Below are 17,344 nucleotides of genomic sequence, written 5' to 3' on the forward strand. Positions count from 1 at the left end.
TGGCCCTGTTCCCTGCGAGCCCCCGTATGACCACCACCACCGCCCCCGAATCCCAGCCGTTCCAGGCCGAGGTTGCCGAGCTTCTGAACCTGATGGTGCACTCGGTCTATTCGGAGACCGACATCTTTCTGCGCGAGCTGATCTCGAACGCTTCCGACGCCTGCGACAAGCTGCGCTATGAGGCGATATCGGCGCCCGAACTGATCGCCGACGGCGCGCCGCCCAAAATCCGCATCGCGCCGGACAAGAAGGCCAATACGCTTTCCGTCGTCGACAGTGGCATCGGCATGGACCGGCAGGAGCTGATCGACAATCTCGGCACCATCGCGCGATCAGGCACGAAGTCCTTTCTTTCGCGCCTCACCGAAGCCAAGGACGGCACCAATCTGATCGGCCAGTTCGGCGTCGGCTTCTATGCGGCGTTCATGGTCGCCGAGCGCATCGTGGTCACCAGCCGCCGCGCCGGCTCCGATCAGGTCTTTGTCTGGTCGTCCTCGGGCGGCAGCGGGTTTGAAATTGCGCAAGTTAGCGAGGAAGACGCCGCCCGTGTCACGCGCGGCACCGAGATCGTCTTGCATCTGAAAGAGAATGCGGCGAAATATCTCGAGACCCACGAGATCGAGCGCATCGTCCGCGCCTGGTCCGACAACATCCAGTTCCCGATCGAACTGGTGCCGGAGGAGGGCGAGCCGCGCCAGATCAATTCGGCCAGCGCGCTATGGCAGCGGCCGAAATCGGAACTCTCGCCGGAAGACTACAAGCAGGCCTACCAGCAGATCGCCGGCGCCTTCGACGAGCCGGCGATGACGCTGCATTACCGCGCCGAGGGCCGGCAGTCCTATGCGGTGATGCTGTTCGCGCCGTCGACCAAGCCGTTCGACCTGTTCGACCAGGCGCGCAAGGGCAAGGTCAAGCTCTATGTCCGCCGCGTCTTCATCGCCGACGACGCCGATGTCCTGCCGGCTTATTTGCGCTTCATCCGCGGCGTGATCGACAGCGAGGATCTGCCGCTCAACATCTCCAGAGAGATGCTGCAGAACAATCCGCAACTCACGCAGATCCGCAAAGCGGTCACCGGCCGCGTGATTTCGGAGCTGGAAAACCTCGGCGAGAAGGAGCCGGAAGCGTTCGCCAAAATCTGGGACGCGTTCGGCCCCGTGATCAAGGAAGGCATCTGGGAGGATTTTGAGCGCCGCGAGAAACTGCTGGGCTTGTCGCGCTTCACCACGACCAAGGGCGAGAAGCGCGCGCTCAAGCAATATGTCGAGGATATCAAGCCGAACCAGACCGACATCTATTACCTGACCGGCGACAGCATCGAACGGTTGAAGGCGAACCCGAAGCTGGAGTCGGCAACCGCCCGCGGCATCGAGGTGCTGCTGTTGACCGATCCGGTCGATGCGTTCTGGACCTCGGCGCCGCTCGATTTTGGCGGCAAGCCGCTGAAGTCGCTGAGTCAGGGCGATATCGATTTCGCCCTGATCCCGCTGCTGGATGACAAGGCCGAGGACAAGAAGGACGAGGCCGGCGCGGACGAGGCCACGACGATTGCGCTGATCAAGGACGCGCTCGGCGAGCGCGTCTCCGACGTGCGCGCCTCGCAGCGGCTGACCGCGAGCGCGTCGTGTCTGGTTGCCGGCGGCGACGCGCATGACCGCATGCTCGAACGCCTGCTGGCGATGCAGAACAAGGCTCCCACCACCAGGCCGATCCTGGAGATCAACATGCGCCATCCCCTGGTCGCTGTGATCGCCGGCGACAAGGATGCGGCCAAGGATCTGTCAAAGGACCTGTCGTTCCTGCTCCTGGAGCAGGCGCAGATCCTCGACGGCGAATTGCCGGAAGATCCGGCGGCGTTTGCCAACCGGCTTAACCAGCTCGTGTTGCGGGGAATCGCGAAAGGGTAGGACGTCCCGCTGCGGCGTGAACCGGATTCCAAAATCGACCGTATCTGCTAGATAAGGTGAGAACCCGGGGTAGCCCAGATCGCCATGACGACGCCCGACGGTACCGATATTTTCTACGGCGCGATCCCGGTCTTTCGCGGCTTTGGCAGCCTGATGGACCCGGCGATGTATTCGCCGTTGCCTGATGACTGGACCGTCGGCGTCGCCGACATCGTGGAATCGACCAAGGCGATCGCGAACCAGCGCTACAAGGCGGTCAACATGGCCGGCGCGGCCGTGATTGCCGCCGTCACCAACGCGCTTGACGGACGCGAATTTCCGTTCGTGTTCGGCGGCGATGGCGCCAGCTTTGCGGTGTCGCCCTCAGACCTCGCGCGCGCCCGCGACGCGCTGGCGGCGACGGCGGCATGGGTCCGCGAAGATCTCGATCTGGTGATGCGGGTGGCGCTGGTGCCGGTCAGGGATATCCGCGCGCAGGGCCTCGATATCAGGGTGGCCCGCTTCGGCCCGTCGGCCAATCTGTCCTACGCGATGTTTTCCGGCGGCGGTCTGGGGTGGGCGGATGCCGCGATGAAGCGCGGCGAGTTTGCGGTGCCGGCGGCAGCGCCGGGCACGCAGCCCGATCTGTCCGGGCTTTCTTGTCGGTTCGAGGAAATTCCCTCCACGCGCGGGCTCATTCTGTCGGTGCTGGTGGTGCCGGCCAGGGGTGCCGATCCGCGCGCCTTCCGCAAGGTGATCGAGGACATCATCAGGCTGGTTGAACAGTCGCCGGATGCCGGGCGGCCGGTGCCGCCGGGCGGGCCGCCGCTGCGTTGGCCGCCGGCCGGCGTGGAGTATGAAGCGCGCGCGGCGCGGGGCGGGCCGCTGTTGAAGCGGCGTACTGTCGTACTTGCGGTGACGCTGTGGGCCTATGTCGTGATGCGGTTCGGCATCAAGGTCGGCAATTTCGTGCCGAAGAATTACGTGCAGCAGGTGGTGGAGAATTCCGACTTCCGCAAATATGACGACGGCCTGCGCATGATCATCGATTGCACCGAGGAACTGGAGCGCGCGCTGGCGGCGCTTCTGGCGAAGGCGGCTTCAGAGCGGATCGTGCGCTATGGCCTGCACCGGCAGGACGCGGCGATGATGACCTGCTTCACGCCGTCGGTGATGCGCAGCGATCACGTCCACTTCATCGACGGCGCCCGCGGCGGATATGCGTCGGCGGCCTCCGCGCTAAAGGCGATGGCGGCATAACCGTCGTCATTGCCGGGCTTGACCCGGCAATCCATCTCGCTTCGTAAAACTCTTTCTCAAGAACGATGGATACGCGGGTCAAGCCCGCGTGTGACTTGCCTACCGTCCCACCCGCGTCCAGGTCTCCCCGCCGCACAGCGCGCCGACGCAGCCTTCGACGCGCAGCGTATCGGACCCCGCCACCGAGACGCTGCTCGCATAGGTGCCGCCGTCATCGGCATTGTAGATCTGGCCCGACCATTTGTTGGGAGCAGTGCTCTGCATGCCGCTGAACAGCGGCAGGCCGATCATCGGCCGCTTCTTTAAGCCCGGATTGGGATTCTTGTCATCGACCTGAGGCTTGCCGGTGGCCGGATCGATCGGCTCTTTCAGGCCGACGACCACGCCGCAGATACCGCCGCCGCATTTGCTGACCTTTACCCGCGCGTCGCCGGCCTGCGTCTGCCAGACGCCGGTCGGATCAGCGGCGCCTTGCGCGAAGACGGATGGGGCGGTCAGCAATGCCGCCGAAATCGCGATGATGAAAGCCGTTCTGCAAGCCATGAATCATTCCTTCGAAAAAGCAGGCTTGCATAGCAACAAATCAGATTTGTGCAACTTCACATTAAGTTCGGTTTACAACCTGGACGTTTATTTGCCCCAGCAGGTGAGGCGGATCGACAGCGCCGTGCCGAGGCCGTAAACGACCATCGCCGCGCCCACCAGCGCGAACAATGTCCATGCCGGCGCGCCCATCGAGGCCAGCCACGCGCCGCCGCCGCCGACGATCAGCAATCGCGTGGTGCCGGCCATCACGGGACCGCCGACCTTCGCCGCCCCCTGCGACGAGAAATAGAGGCAGGCGCCCATCCCGAAAAAGGCGAACGCCGGGCCTGCCCAGACCAGATAGGAAGAAGCCGCGGCGGTGACGCCGGGGTCGCTGGTGAACAGCGAAACCCAGAGCGACGGCATCGCGGCAACGATCAGTCCGATGGCGCCCACGGTGATGCCGGCAGCGGCGCCCGCGCTCCATGCCACCTGCCGCGCGCGCGTCACGAGCCCCGCGCCCATGGCCATGCCGACCATCGGCACCGAGGCGACACCAAATGCAAAGGCGATCGGCGTCAGCAAAAATTCCAGCCGCGAGCCCATGCCATAGCCGGCCAAGGTCTCGGTGCCGTAGCCGGCCAGGATCTTGGTGAAGATCAGCACCGTCAGCACGGTCTGCAGCGGCGACAGGCAGGCCACCGCGCCGACCCTGAGAATGTCGGAGAACATGTCGCACTGGAATTTGAAGCCCTTGAAGTTCAGCGTCAGACGGCTGCTGCCGCTGATGAGATACCAGGCCAGGAACATCGCACCGAGCGTGAATGCGACAAGCTGGCCAGCGGCGACGCCGCTCATGCCGAATTTCGGCAGGCCGAACAGCCCAAAGCCGAGCGCGCCGCCGACGGCAATCTGCACCAGCGCAGTGCCGATCAGCGTCACCGACGGAATCCGCATGTCGCCGGTGCCGCGCACCACCGAGGCCAGCGTGTTGACCAGCCAGATCGCGATCGCGCCGGAGAACAGCACGTGCGAATATTGCATGGCCTGCTCGAGCACGCCGCCGCGCCCGCCGAGCAGCGTGTAGAACGCGCGGCCGAACATCAGCATCGTCACGGTGAAAAAGATCCCGGCGCAGGCGCCGATCATCGCGGCATGCAGCGCCAGCGTTGCGGCGCGGTCGCGATTCCCCGCGCCGATCGCGCGGCTGATCGCGGAGGACACGCCGCCGCCCATCGCGCCCGCCGACATCATCTGCGTCAGCATGACGAAGGGAAACACCAGCGCGATGCCCGCGAGCGGCTCGGTGCCGAGCCGGCCGATATAGGAAGTCTCGGCCACCGCAACCAGCGTCGTGCCCACCATGGCGATCGCATTGGGCAGCGCGAGCTTCAACAGCGTCGGCAGAATCGGCGAGGTGAGGAGCGCGTTAGTTGGAGCTGACGGGACCGCGGCGGGGCGCATGTCGAGCGGGGCATCCATGGTCATGCGTCACGTCATCCAAATCGAATAGATTATGGATGACATATTATCCGGTTGGCCCCGCGCAAGCCACCCGCGCCCGGTGCAGGGGTCACCACGGCAGGCCGCATAGGTCGATGACACCGTCGCGCGGCTTGCGGGTGAAATCGAACACGAACGGCGCCATGGCCTCGAAACGAATCCGTCCCTGCGGCTGTTCGGCATAGACCTCGCCCTGAAAGCGGCGCCAGCCGCGCGCTTCATAGAACGCTTCATTGTGCGGCTCGCAGAACAGCATCGCAAACCTGACAGCCTCGTGATCGCGCAGGGTCCTGATGGCGGCGTTCAGCGCCAGCGTGGCGTAGCCGCGTCCCCGGCAATCCGGCCACGTCGAAACGCCGCCAATGCCGCCTATATGAACCTTGCGCCCGTCCCAGGTCGCGTCGCGGAAGAAGATGCCGACATGGCAGGCAAGGCCCGGTTTAAGCCCGTCCTCCGGCGCGTCGATCAGCACGCGCAGATCGGCATGAGCCCATTTGACGTGACCCCACGACAGCTTTTCGACCACATGCGCGGGCCAGACCGCCTGCATCAGCGGTTCGGCCCTTGGCCACGATGCGTCCCCGTTCAGGACGTCGATCTCGATGCTCATTTCATCACCCTGTTGCGCCGCTGCCGTCCTGTCATACGCCGGACGCGGAGCGGCGATACCCGGAAGCCTGCCCGTTCTTGCCAAATTGCGGTGTTTATGCGCAATGGAACCTTCTATAAGAGTTCCCGTTAGACCAGACCAAGTCTCCCATCAGTTCGGACATCACCCCATGACCTTCACGCTGCCCAATCTCCCCTATTCCCACGACGCCCTTGCGCCCCACATGTCCAAGGAAACGCTGGAATACCACCACGACAAGCATCACCAGGCTTACGTGACCAACGGAAACAACGCGATCAAGGGGACCGAATTCGAAGGCAAGTCCCTGGAGGAGATCGTCAAGGGTTCGTTCGGCAAGAATCCGGCCGTCTTCAACAATGCCGGCCAGCACTACAACCACCTGCATTTCTGGAACTGGATGAAGCCGAATGGCGGCGGCAGCAAGCTGCCCGGCCGTCTGGAAAAGAAGATCACCGAGGACCTCGGCGGTCTCGACAAGTTCAAGGCCGATTTCGCCGCCGCCGGCGTCGGTCAGTTCGGCTCCGGCTGGTGCTGGCTGTCGGTGAAGAACGGCAAGCTCGAAATCTCCAAGACCGCGAACGGCGAAAGCCCGCTGGTCCATGGCGCCACGCCGATCCTTGGCTGCGACGTCTGGGAGCACTCCTACTACATCGACTATCGCAACCGCCGTCCCGACTATCTGAAGGCGTTTTGCGATCACCTGATCAACTGGGACTACGTCGACGAGCTGTTCGGCAAGGTGTGACGCTCCGTCATGCCGGGGCGCGCATAGCGCGAGCTACGATGTGCAATTGCACATCGGAGAATCGATCGGGCCGCGTGCGCTGCCGTGAAATGGATTTCGGGTTCAGCCCTGCGGGCTGCCCCGGAATGACAGCGGAGTAAATTTCGAAGGGCGGTGGCTGTGGCCGCCGCCCTTTTTCGTTGGCCTCGCGCCGTCCCGATCCTTGCGCGGACCGCTTGCCTGCGGCACAAGCGGCATGCCGGGTGTCTCGGATGCGGCGCTGCTATGCGAGCGCGGCGAACCGGGCCTTGCCGCGCTCTACGTGGTCGGCTCGGTCGTGTTCTCGATGCCGGGCTGTTCGGCGGTCTCGCGCTGGTCCGCCACTTCACCTGAACGCCCGCAACTAGCCGGGCGGCGTGACGCTCTCGCATGGGCATGCCTGAGATGCGCATGGGTATCGTGCGAGCTTCCGTTTGCGTCGCCACAATGGCGGGACTAAGCAGGGTGGATTCGCATCACCTGCCAACCCCATCGTCTTGTCAGAACATCAGATAAAAGATCCGGCGCCTGCCGATGACGCCGCAGACACCGCGCCGCGCCCCAAGCGCAAGCCGGTCGGCTGGTCGATGATCGTGATCGGCGCGCTGGTCGCGGTTTGCGCAGGCCTGGTCTGGCGGCGCGACGGCATCGATGGCGTGCTCAAGATCCTCACCCATGATCTCTGGCTGTTCGGGGAAATCATCCCCCGCGTGCTGGCCGGCTGCCTGCTCGGCGGCTTCATTGCGGAAATTCTGCCGCACGACAAAGTCTCGCGGGCGCTGGGGCCGAACTCGGGCCTGAAGGGACTTTTGATCGGAACGGCGTTCGGCGCGATCCTGCCCGGTGGTCCCTTCACCGCCTATCCGGTGGCGGCGGCGCTGCTCACCGTCGGCGCCGATTTCGGCGCTACCATCGCCATGGTCGTAAGCTGGACGCTGATCGGCTACGGCCGCGCGGTCGCCTGGGAATTGCCGATTCTCGGCACGGATTTCACGCTGTGGCGGATCGTGATCTCGCTGCCGATTCCTGTTCTCGCAGGCGCGCTCGGCCGCATCGTCTTTGTGCGGATGTACCCGAAGGGCGAGCCGGAGCCGCCGGCATGACCCTCTCCGCGCTGATCATCGACGTCACCCTGTGGGGCTCGGTCGCCATTCTCGGCTTCATGGCCTGGCGGCGCGGCCGGGTCGTGCTGGTGTCGTCGGTCCGCGAAGGCAGCATGGACTTCATCAACATCGTGCCGCGCATCGCGCTCGGCGTGATCGGCTCGGGCTACATCGCCGCCGTCATCCCGCCGGAAGTCATCACCGGCTGGCTCGGGCCTGACAGCGGCTGGTTCGGCGTGTTGACCGCGGTGATCGCCGGCGCGGCCACGCCCGGCGGCCCGGTGGTCGGCTTCTCGATCGGCGCGGTGGCGCTGAAGGTCGGCGGCGGCACTCCTCAAGTGATCGCCTATGTCGTCGCCTGGGCGCTGTTCGCGTTCCAGCGCATGATCCTCTGGGAGATCCCGTTCATGCCGGCCCGGTTCGTCTGGTTCCGCGCGGCGGTCTCGGTGCCGTTTCCGTTTCTGGCGGCGGCGATCGCGATGCTGATCGGGAAGCCATGAGGGCCGAAGGGGGGCTCTCAAGCTATTGACAATAAAGTATTTTCCATCTCGTAGAGAATAGGCGGGGGACGAGGCGTTTTGAACTGCCCGGAGACTGCGGTTCTGGTAGAATGCTTTCTATGGACAAACAGGACATTCTAGCCCGGCTGCGCGAGCATGAAGCCGCCTTGAAGGCTCAAGGCGTGAGCCATGCCGCCCTGTTTGGCTCCCGCGCCCGCGGCGACGCCCGGCCCGACAGCGACATCGATATTCTGGTTGAGATCGCGCCAGACGTTGGGATGGATGTTTTCAAATACGTCGGTATCGTTCACAGCATCGAGGATCTGTTTCCGGTGCGTGTCGATGTTTCGAACCGCGTTACGCTCAAATCTCATGTGAAGCCGATCGCCGAGCGCGAAGCCATCTATGCGTTCTGAGTCCGTCAAGCTGGCTTTGTACGACATTCGGGACAATATCCTGCTCGCCAGCGAATTTGTCGAAGGATTGACCGCCCAGGAATTCAACGAGTCGCGTTTGCACGTCTATGCCGTGACGCGGGCGCTGGAAATCATATCGGAGGCGAGCCGCCGGTTGCCCGATGATCTGCGCGATCGGCATTCCCAATTGCCCTGGCGATCGATCCGCGACGTCGGCAATTTCTACCGGCATCAATACGATAACGTCGCCGCGTCTTATGTCTGGGAGACCGTGACGGTACATCTTCTCCCGCCGCTCGCTGCCGTTGTCGCCGAGATCAAGGCGTCGGAAGGTGAGATATGATCATGCGTGTGTAATCAACCCGCAGAGGGGAAGGCTGCTGTGACAAAAACCCTTCGGCCGATCTCTCCCGGCGATACCGAAGCGCCTTATTTTCTCACGCCTGATGAAGAGGCAGACATCGACGATTCGCTGGCCGAAGCCGCGCGTGGCGAGTTCGCGACAGACGAAGAGGTCCGCGCCGTCTGGGCGAAGCATGGGCTGTGAAGGTCCGCTACACACGTCGGGCCCTCCGCCAGCTTGCCGAAATCCTCGACTATATTGATGCTCGTTAGCCGCAGGGCACGGACAGCGTAAAACGGCGACTCCAGGCCGTGACTAGCCTACTCGCAGATCACCCCCTCGGGCGATCAGCGCCGCGAGAACGCGGACACGCAGGCACTTGTCATCACCGGCGAATGATCCAGTATTCCAGAGACGTCAATGATGGAACCGATAAGCCGCGGCGTACTGGATCCCCCGCATGCGCGAGGGATGACGATCTTCTTGCATGGCGACGGCTCGAATTGCTTCGTCGCAAGCGCTCCTCGCGGTGAAGACGGTCGACGGCGGGCCCCTGGGCGTTCGAGAATACCGATCAACGACCATGCCACTGCGTGGACTCCCGTAATGTTATATTATAACGTCCACCCCATGCCTCACGACCATTCCCAGGACCACCACCATCACGGCCACGCCCATTCCCACGGCCCGGCGACGCCGCACCCGGCGCAGGCCGCGCCCTGGTCGATCCTGCGCATGACCGTGACCGCGCGCCTTGCCGCGGCGCTGGCGGTCAGTGCCGGGCTGTGGGCTGTCGTACTGGTGGCGATGAGGTGAGCATGGCGGCGCAGCTCAAATTCCGCAACGTCACGCTCGGCTATGACCGCCACCCGGCGGTGCACCATCTCACCGGCGAGGTCGCTTCCGGCGCGCTGATGGCCGTGATCGGGCCGAACGGCGCCGGCAAGTCGACGCTGTTTCGCGGGCTCGCCGGCATTTTGAAGCCGCTCTCGGGATCGATCGATCTCGGCGGCCTCGACATCCGCGACATCGCCTATCTGCCGCAGAGCGTCGACATCGACCGAACCTTCCCGATCTCGGTGTTCGATCTGGTCGGCACCGGCCTGTGGCGCACAACCGGCTTTTTCGGCGGCATGGGCAAGTCAGCGCGGGACAAGATCACGCGAGCGCTCGCCGCCGTCGGCCTCAACGGTTTTGAAAACCGCTCGATCGGCACGCTGTCCGGTGGGCAGATGCAGCGCATGCTGTTCGCGCGCGTGCTGCTGCAGGACGCGCGGCTGATCGTGCTCGACGAGCCGTTCAACGCCATCGACGCCAAAACCTCGGCCGACCTGCTGGCGCTGGTGAAGCGCTGGCACGGCGAGGGCCGCACCGTGCTGGCCGCCCTGCACGACATGGAACTGGTGCGCGACCATTTCCCGGAAACCCTGCTGCTCGCGCGCGGGCCGGTAGCGTGGGGCGCGACCGCTGAGGTGCTGACCGCGGAAAACCTGATGGTCGCCTTGCGGATGTGCGAGGCGTTCGACGACACCGCCGCCGCCTGCGCGGACGACATGCCATCGCGGGCCGCCTGATGCTCTACGACGCGCTGATCGCGCCCTTCACCGAATTCGAATTCATGCGCCGGGCGCTTGCCGCCGTGATCGCGCTTGCTCTGGGCGCCGCGCCGATCGGCGTGTTCCTGATGCTGCGGCGGATGAGCCTCGTAGGCGACGCCATGGCGCATGCGATCCTGCCGGGGGCGGCGGTCGGCTTCCTCGTCTCCGGGCTCAATCTGTTTGCGATGACGACGGGCGGGCTGATCGCGGGCTTTACGGTCGCGCTGCTCGCAGGCCTCGTCGCGCGCAATACGGAGCTGAAGGAAGACGCCTCGCTCGCGACCTTTTATCTGGTGTCATTGGCGCTCGGCGTCACTATCGTTTCCGTGAAGGGCACCAATATCGATCTGCTGCATGTGCTGTTCGGCAACATTCTCGCGATGGACGACCAGACGCTCTTGGTGATCGCGTTCAACGCCACCGTTACGCTCCTGGTGATGGCTGTGATCTACCGGCCGCTGGTGATCGAATGCGTCGATCCGGTGTTCCTGCGCACCGTCTCGCGCGCCGGCGCGCCCGCGCATCTGGCGTTTCTGGCGCTGGTCGTGATCAACCTCGTCAACGGCTTTCACGCGCTCGGCACGCTGCTCGGCGTCGGGTTGATGATCCTGCCCGCCGGCATCGCACGGTTCTGGTCGCGCGACATCACCGGCATGATCTGCATCGCGGTCGCCAGCGCCATCGTGTCGGGCTATGCCGGGCTGGTGCTGTCGTTCCAGACCCGGATTCCCTCGGGGCCGGCGATCATACTCGTCGCCGCGGGGCTCTATCTGGCGTCGCTGTTGTTCGGCAATGTCAGCGGACTGGTGCGGCAGCTGTTTCCCGGCCGTCATCTCGAGGCGTGAAGATGCGGCGGCTGTGCTGGCTTATCTGTTTGGGATTGATTGCGGTCAGCGGCCCAGTGCGGGCGCAGGAGCGCCTGAACGTCGTCGCCAGCTTCTCGATCCTTGGCGATTTCGTCAGCAATGTCGGCGGCGATCGCGTCAACGTCACCACGCTGGTCGGCCCCAACAGCGACGCGCATGTCTATGTGCCGACGCCGGCGGATGCGAAAAAGGTGGCGGATGCGAAGCTCGTATTCGTCAACGGGCTTGGGTTCGAGGGCTGGATGCAGCGGCTGGTGCAATCATCCGGCAGCAAGGCAACGGTTGTTGTGGCAAGCACCAACATTACGCCGCTCAAGCTCGGCTCCAGTACCGACCCGCATGCATGGCAAACAGTCGCCAATGCCAAAACATACGTCTACAATATTCGTAATGCGCTCAGCGCGGCAGCTCCCGCGGATGCGGCGCTTTTCGAGGCCAATGCCGAAGCCTATCGGGTGAAGCTCGACGCCCTTGAGAGCGAGATGGGCCCGTGGGTCGAGTCAGTCCCGCCGGAGCGTCGCAAGGTGATTTCGACCCATACTGCCTTTGGCTATTTCGCAAAAGCCTACGGTATCGAGTTCATCGCGCCACGCGGCGTCTCAACCGAGTCCGAGCCGAGTGCCCGGGATATTGCCGGGATCATCACCCAAATCAAAACCAGGAAAATTCCGGCGGTTTTTCTGGAAAATATCAGCGATCCGCGCCTGATCGAGCGGATCTCCGCGGAGACTGGCGCCAGGATTGGTGGCACCCTTTACTCGGACAGTTTGACTGACGAAAAGGGCGACGCCCCCACTTACATTGATATGGTAAGGCACAATATAAGGGCCCTGAGGAACGGGATTGGGTATAGTCCTGGCCCCATACGCTGAATATCTCCGGAGCCGTTATGTCTGAACCTTCGTCCCAGAAAATTCCAGTGACCGTGCTGACGGGCTATCTCGGCGCCGGCAAGACCACGCTTTTGAACCGCATCCTGTCGGAAAACCACGGCAAGAAATACGCCGTCATCGTCAACGAATTCGGCGAGATCGGCATCGACAACGATCTGATCATCGGCGCCGATGAAGAAGTCTTCGAGATGAACAATGGCTGCGTCTGTTGCACCGTCCGCGGCGACCTCGTGCGCATTCTCGACGGCCTGATGAAGCGCAAGGGCAAGTTCGACGCCATCATCGTCGAGACCACAGGGCTTGCCGATCCGGCGCCGGTGGCGCAAACCTTTTTCGTCGATGAGGACGTGCAGAAGAACGCGCGGCTCGACGCGGTGGTTACGGTGGCCGACGCGAAATGGCTGAGCGACCGGTTGAAGGACGCCCCTGAAGCCAAGAACCAGATCGCCTTTGCCGACGTGATCGTGCTGAACAAGACCGATCTCGTTTCCAGGCCGGAGCTCGCCGAGGTCGAAGCCCGGATCCGCGGCATCAATCCGTATGCAAAATTGCACCGCACCGAACGCTGCAAGGTCGCGCTGTCGGACGTGCTGGAACGTGGCGCGTTCGATCTCGATCGCATTCTCGAGATCGAGCCGGAATTCCTCGACGCCGGCGACGGTCACGATCATGACCATGATCATCACCACGGCCATGATCACAATCACCACGATCACGGCCACAGCCATGGCGGCCTGAAGCATTACCATGACGAGGAGATGCAATCGGTGTCGCTACGATCGGACAAGCCGCTCGACCCGACTATGTTCATGCCGTGGCTGCAAAACCTCGTCGCCACCGAGGGCCAGAAGATTTTGCGCTCGAAGGGCATCCTCGCCTTCACCGACGACGACGACCGTTACGTATTCCAGGGCGTGCACATGATGCTGGAAGGCGATCACCAGCGGAAGTGGAAGGACGGCGAAACGCGCGAAAGCCGCGTCGTCTTCATCGGCCGTGAATTGCCGGAGCAGATGATCCGCGACGGCTTTGAAAGCTGTATCGTCACGTGATGAAAGAGTTTGATCCGGGCGAAATGCCCTCCATCGCTTCCCTCACCGACCAGGTGCGGGCGTTGCCGGTCGGCATGCCCGTCAGCTCGATCTATTTCCTCGGCGATGCCGCGGTGTTTGTCGGCGCCGAGGAGCACGCGGCGATGGTGAACCTGGCGGGCGAAGTCTCGAAGGTCGCCATCCATGGCGGCGCCGTCCTGTGTGCGGCGTCTGACGGCAAGCGCATCGTCACCGGTGGCGACGATGGCAAGGTCGTCGCACTGAACGCAAAGGGCGAAACGTCGGTGCTGGCGACCGACGCAAAACGGCGCTGGATCGATAACGTCGCGCTGCATCCCGATGGCGCCGCGGCCTGGTCGGCCGGCAAGACCGCGTTCGTCCGCAGCGGCAAGGGCGAGGAAAAAAGTTTCGATGCGCCCTCGACCGTCGGCGGGCTTGCCTTCGCGCCCAAGGGATTACGCGTAGCGGTCGCCCATTACAACGGCGTGACGCTGTGGTTTCCCAACATGGCGGCGAAGCCGGAGTTTCTGGAATGGGCCGGCTCGCATCTCGCCGTCACCTTCAGCCCCGACAACAAATTCCTCGTCACCGCCATGCATGAGCCGGCGCTGCACGGCTGGCGGCTTGCCGATAACAGGCACATGCGGATGAGCGGCTATCCCGGCCGCGTCCGTTCGATGTCGTGGAGCGCGGGTGGCAAGGGCCTCGCCACCTCTGGCGCCGACACCGTGATCATCTGGCCGTTCGCCAGCAAGGACGGTCCGATGGGCAAGGAGCCCGCCATGCTGGCGCCGCTGCAGGCGCGCGTCTCCATGGTCGCCTGTCATCCGAAGCAGGACATCATGGCCGCGGGCTATGGCGACGGCACCGTGCTGATCGTGCGGCTCGAGGACGGCGCGGAAATTCTGGTGCGTCGCAATGGCAGCGAGCCGGTCTCGGCGCTGGCCTGGAACGCGAAAGGCACGCTGCTCGCCTTCGGCACCGAGGATGGCGACGCCGGAATCCTCGAATTTTAGGTGTTTCGGACAGGCACTGGTTCCCCGCGGAACCATGCGCCCCGCCGGCCGTTGATCTCGCGAACAATTTCGTGGGGTTGAACGACATGCCTGCCGATGACCGCCAACGCGAATACCGACGGGAGATGCTGCTCGCGTCCGCGCTGATCGCGGCCGGTCTGGCCGTTTCAGCGCTTGCGCTGACCGCGCTCAGCGCGCGCGATCCCCAGAAAATCGCGCAGGCGACGCAGCCGACGCAATCTACGCCGGGCGCGGAAACGAAACCGCCCGCGCCGCCCGAACCGGGCACGACCGGCCAACGGCCGTCAGAGATTCCGCCGCAGCCGGCCCGTCCCGACCCGGACGCGCAGAAGCAGGGCGCTCAGCCCGCGCTGCCGCCGGCGCCGGCGGAAAAGGTGGCGCCGCCGATCCGCGAGAAGTGATCCCACTTGCGCGGTCCCGATTGTGCAATCGCAAAATCGTGGGTCGCGCGAAACCGCGGTGCGCTCTGACGCATCATTGTGCAGCCAAGTGCCGCCGTCGCCTCGTATCAATTCGTAGGAGGGGGCGCACGCGCCGCCTCCGAACGCCTTGTGTTGATCCCCAACAAGCGGTTAGGCTTGCTGCAATAACAGCCGGCAGGTCGAATAAGCGCCGGTAGCTCAGGGAGTGACGCATGCGTGAGTTAACGCCGGAAACGATCACGGACGCCGTGCTCGACCAGATGTCGACAACGCCGGACCCACGCTTGAAGACGATCATGGCGTCGGCGGTCAAGCACCTCCATGCCTTCGCCCGCGAGGTCAATCTGACGCCGGCGGAATGGATCAAGGGCATCGAATTCATGACCGCCGCCGGCAAGATGTGTTCGCCGGAGCGGCAGGAATTCATCCTGCTGTCCGACACGCTCGGCCTCTCCGCGCTCGTCAACGGCCTGCACGACGCCACTGCGCTGGAGGAAGCCACCCATACCAGCCTGCTCGGCCCGTTTTATCGCGAGGCCACGCCGACGCTTGCCGCCGGCAGTTCGATCGCCAGGAATCCGAAGCCTGAGAGCGAATGCGTGCTTTATGGCCGCGTCACCGATGCCACCGGCAAGCCGGTAGCCAACGCCACCGTTTCGATCTGGCAAACCGGCGCCGACGGCCTCTACGACATTCAGGCCAGCGCGACATCGGTCGATTATCGCGGCGTGTTCGCAACCGATGCGGACGGCCTCTATGTGCTGCGCACCGTCAAGCCGCTCGGCTATTCGATCCCGATGGATGGGCCGGTCGGCGCCATGGTGAAGGCGCAGGCGCGGCATGGCATGAGGCCGGCGCATATTCACTTCCTGGTCGGCGCGCCTGGCTACCGCGAACTGGTCACCGCGCTCTATCTGCGCGACGATCCCCATCTCGCCGATGACGTCGTGTTTGGTTCGTCCGGCGATCTCGCCGTCGACGTGGTGGCAAACGATCCGGACTGCCCGATCAAGGGTATGCCCAGTATCCGCTTCGACATGCGGCTGTCGCGCGAAAGCGCCGCCGACAAGACCAGTGGGCGCGTCGGCGCCGATCCGTCGGCGATCATGAAAAAATCGGCCAAAAACGAATCCGCGCCGGTGGGAGCCAAATAATCTCGGCCTGAACACCAACCATTCGCAGCGACCGGGCAGAGATCCGGCGGAGTCGAAATGATTGATAACAACCACAAATGAGGGGGAATCAATGAAACGCAGGACATTTCTCGGCGGCGCGATGGCCGTCGCGGTGGTTGGGCAGGGGTCGCGTGCCCTGGCGCAGCAGCCGCCGATCAAGATCGGCATGTCGATGCCGCAAACCGGCGGCCTCGCCGGTGGCGGCAAGGCTTCGCTGCTTGGCATCGAGATCTGGCGCGACGACATCAACGCCAAGGGCGGCCTGCTCGGCCGCAAGGTCGAACTGGTCGTCTACGACGACAAGTCGAGCGCATCCGAGACGCCGGCGATCTACGCCAAGCTGGTCGACGTCGACAAGGTCGATCTGCTGTTCGCGCCCTACGCAACCGTGCCGACCGCGCCGATCATGCCGTTCGTCAAGCAGCGCGGCCTGCTGCTGATGGGGAATTTCTCGTTCCAGGTGAACAGCAAGGTCGGCCACGACATGTGGTTCAACAATGCGCCCTGGGGACCGGCCGATAGCTGGGCGGCCTCGTTCCTGGATATCGCACAGAAGGCCGGCGGCAAAAACATGGCGCTGCTGACGGCGGACCAGGAATTCGCCCAGAACCTTGCGCTGACGGCGCGCGAGGTCGCCAAGAAGCGTAACCTCCCGGTTGTGTTCGACCAGTCCTATCCGCCGAACACGGTGGAATTCGCCTCCATCATCCGCGCGCTCAAGGCCGCCAAGCCCGACATCGTTTATGTCGCGTCCTATCCACCGGATTCAGCCGGCATCCTGCGCGCCGTGAACGAGATCGGGATCGGCGACGATGTCAAGATTTTCGGCGGCGGCATGGTTGGCCTGCAGTTCGCGGCCGTGATGTCCAATCTGGGTTCGCTGCTCAACGGCGTCGTCAACTACAACACCTGGCTGCCGGAACCCAGCATGTATTTCGACGGCACCAAGGAGTTTTTCGAGAAGTACACCAAGCGCGCCATCGAGGCCAAGGTCGATCCGCTCGGCTATTACCTGGCGCCGTTCGGCTATGCGATGGGCCAGATGATCGACGCGGCGGTCGGTGCGACCAAGTCGCTCGACCAGAAGGGCATCGCCAAATATCTGCGCGAGAACGAGCACAAGACCATCGTCGGGCCGATCGCGTTTTCGGCGGATGGCGAGCGCAAGGAAACCGCGACGCTGCAGGCGCAGTTCCGGGGCGTGAAGGACAAGGACATCGAACAGTTCCGCTCCTCCGGCAAGCAGGTGATCCTGTTCCCGGATAAATTGAAGACTGGAAATCTCATCAGTCCCTTCGAGGCTGCGCGCAAATAGGCTAGCGGCCTTTTTTCCGGTCCAGAACGGGCCAAGGGGGATCTGAATTGTTTTCG

20 protein-coding genes are annotated in these 17,344 nt (G+C 63.8%); 17 read left to right on the top strand and 3 right to left on the bottom strand.

Features of this window, described 5'->3' with window-relative positions; translation table 11 throughout:
* Positions 1-26: 26 nt before the first annotated feature.
* A complete protein-coding gene (gene htpG / locus V1293_RS29155; protein WP_334514328.1) occupies positions 27-1,907 on the top strand; it encodes a molecular chaperone HtpG in 1,881 nt (626 codons plus the stop codon).
* Between the two features lie 84 nt (positions 1,908-1,991).
* A complete protein-coding gene (locus tag V1293_RS29160; protein WP_334514331.1) occupies positions 1,992-3,146 on the top strand; it encodes a DUF3095 domain-containing protein in 1,155 nt (384 codons plus the stop codon).
* A 99-nt stretch (positions 3,147-3,245) separates the two neighbouring features.
* Here V1293_RS29160 and V1293_RS29165 read toward each other — a convergent pair whose 3' ends face one another.
* The 3 genes from V1293_RS29165 to V1293_RS29175 all read right to left on the bottom strand — a co-directional run bounded on the left by V1293_RS29165 (position 3,246) and on the right by V1293_RS29175 (position 5,784).
* Positions 3,246-3,689: a DUF2147 domain-containing protein gene (locus V1293_RS29165; RefSeq protein ID WP_334514333.1), complete on the bottom strand. Its 444-nt coding sequence runs from the start codon at positions 3,687-3,689 to the stop codon at positions 3,246-3,248.
* 87 nt (positions 3,690-3,776) lie between these two features.
* Complete coding sequence (locus V1293_RS29170) at positions 3,777-5,159, bottom strand: MATE family efflux transporter (protein ID WP_334514335.1); 1,383 nt, start codon at positions 5,157-5,159, stop codon at positions 3,777-3,779.
* A gap of 85 nt (positions 5,160-5,244) precedes the next feature.
* Entirely contained in the window at positions 5,245-5,784 is a 540-nt protein-coding gene (locus tag V1293_RS29175; RefSeq protein ID WP_334514336.1) for a GNAT family N-acetyltransferase, read from the bottom strand.
* A gap of 169 nt (positions 5,785-5,953) precedes the next feature.
* On the opposite strand from V1293_RS29175, the gene V1293_RS29180 reads away from it, so the two are divergent.
* The 15 genes from V1293_RS29180 to V1293_RS29250 all read left to right on the top strand — a co-directional run bounded on the left by V1293_RS29180 (position 5,954) and on the right by V1293_RS29250 (position 17,288).
* On the top strand, positions 5,954-6,550 hold the full coding sequence (locus tag V1293_RS29180; protein WP_334357997.1) for a superoxide dismutase: 597 nt from the start codon (positions 5,954-5,956) through the stop codon (positions 6,548-6,550).
* A 515-nt stretch (positions 6,551-7,065) separates the two neighbouring features.
* Positions 7,066-7,671, top strand: a complete 606-nt coding sequence (locus tag V1293_RS29185; RefSeq protein WP_334514338.1) for a permease — start codon at positions 7,066-7,068, stop codon at positions 7,669-7,671.
* Positions 7,668-8,171: a hypothetical protein gene (locus V1293_RS29190; protein WP_334514340.1), complete on the top strand. Its 504-nt coding sequence runs from the start codon at positions 7,668-7,670 to the stop codon at positions 8,169-8,171. The genes V1293_RS29185 and V1293_RS29190 overlap by 4 nt, the downstream gene beginning before the upstream one ends.
* Before the next feature lie 119 nt (positions 8,172-8,290).
* Positions 8,291-8,587, top strand: a complete 297-nt coding sequence (locus V1293_RS29195; protein WP_334514341.1) for a nucleotidyltransferase family protein — start codon at positions 8,291-8,293, stop codon at positions 8,585-8,587.
* The gene (locus V1293_RS29200; protein ID WP_334514343.1) at positions 8,577-8,930 is read left to right on the top strand and encodes a HepT-like ribonuclease domain-containing protein; all 354 of its coding nucleotides are present in this window, start codon (positions 8,577-8,579) and stop codon (positions 8,928-8,930) included. Before V1293_RS29195 ends, V1293_RS29200 begins: the two co-directional genes overlap by 11 nt.
* A 39-nt stretch (positions 8,931-8,969) precedes the next feature.
* The gene (locus V1293_RS29205) at positions 8,970-9,134 is read left to right on the top strand and encodes a hypothetical protein (RefSeq protein ID WP_334514345.1); all 165 of its coding nucleotides are present in this window, start codon (positions 8,970-8,972) and stop codon (positions 9,132-9,134) included.
* A gap of 402 nt (positions 9,135-9,536) precedes the next feature.
* Positions 9,537-9,746, top strand: a complete 210-nt coding sequence (locus V1293_RS29210) for a hypothetical protein (protein ID WP_334514346.1) — start codon at positions 9,537-9,539, stop codon at positions 9,744-9,746.
* A 2-nt stretch (positions 9,747-9,748) separates the two neighbouring features.
* Complete coding sequence (locus tag V1293_RS29215) at positions 9,749-10,504, top strand: metal ABC transporter ATP-binding protein (RefSeq protein WP_334514348.1); 756 nt, start codon at positions 9,749-9,751, stop codon at positions 10,502-10,504.
* Positions 10,504-11,373: a metal ABC transporter permease gene (locus V1293_RS29220; RefSeq protein ID WP_334514350.1), complete on the top strand. Its 870-nt coding sequence runs from the start codon at positions 10,504-10,506 to the stop codon at positions 11,371-11,373. The genes V1293_RS29215 and V1293_RS29220 overlap by 1 nt, the downstream gene beginning before the upstream one ends.
* Before the next feature lie 2 nt (positions 11,374-11,375).
* Entirely contained in the window at positions 11,376-12,266 is an 891-nt protein-coding gene (locus V1293_RS29225) for a metal ABC transporter substrate-binding protein (RefSeq protein ID WP_334514352.1), read from the top strand.
* 17 nt (positions 12,267-12,283) lie between these two features.
* Positions 12,284-13,339 carry a CobW family GTP-binding protein gene (locus V1293_RS29230; RefSeq protein WP_334514353.1) on the top strand — a complete coding sequence of 352 codons (1,056 nt, stop codon included), beginning with the start codon at positions 12,284-12,286 and terminating at the stop codon, positions 13,337-13,339.
* Complete coding sequence (locus V1293_RS29235) at positions 13,339-14,355, top strand: WD40 repeat domain-containing protein (RefSeq protein ID WP_334514355.1); 1,017 nt, start codon at positions 13,339-13,341, stop codon at positions 14,353-14,355. The genes V1293_RS29230 and V1293_RS29235 overlap by 1 nt, the downstream gene beginning before the upstream one ends.
* An 86-nt stretch (positions 14,356-14,441) precedes the next feature.
* On the top strand, positions 14,442-14,777 hold the full coding sequence (locus V1293_RS29240; RefSeq protein ID WP_334514356.1) for a hypothetical protein: 336 nt from the start codon (positions 14,442-14,444) through the stop codon (positions 14,775-14,777).
* Between the two features lie 233 nt (positions 14,778-15,010).
* A complete protein-coding gene (locus V1293_RS29245) occupies positions 15,011-15,952 on the top strand; it encodes a dioxygenase family protein (RefSeq protein ID WP_334514358.1) in 942 nt (313 codons plus the stop codon).
* A gap of 91 nt (positions 15,953-16,043) precedes the next feature.
* Complete coding sequence (locus V1293_RS29250; protein ID WP_334514361.1) at positions 16,044-17,288, top strand: amino acid ABC transporter substrate-binding protein; 1,245 nt, start codon at positions 16,044-16,046, stop codon at positions 17,286-17,288.
* Positions 17,289-17,344: the final 56 nt, after the last annotated feature.

The sequence above is a fragment of the Bradyrhizobium sp. AZCC 1693 genome (assembly GCF_036924745.1).
In the GTDB taxonomy this organism is placed as follows: Bacteria; Pseudomonadota; Alphaproteobacteria; order Rhizobiales; family Xanthobacteraceae; genus Bradyrhizobium.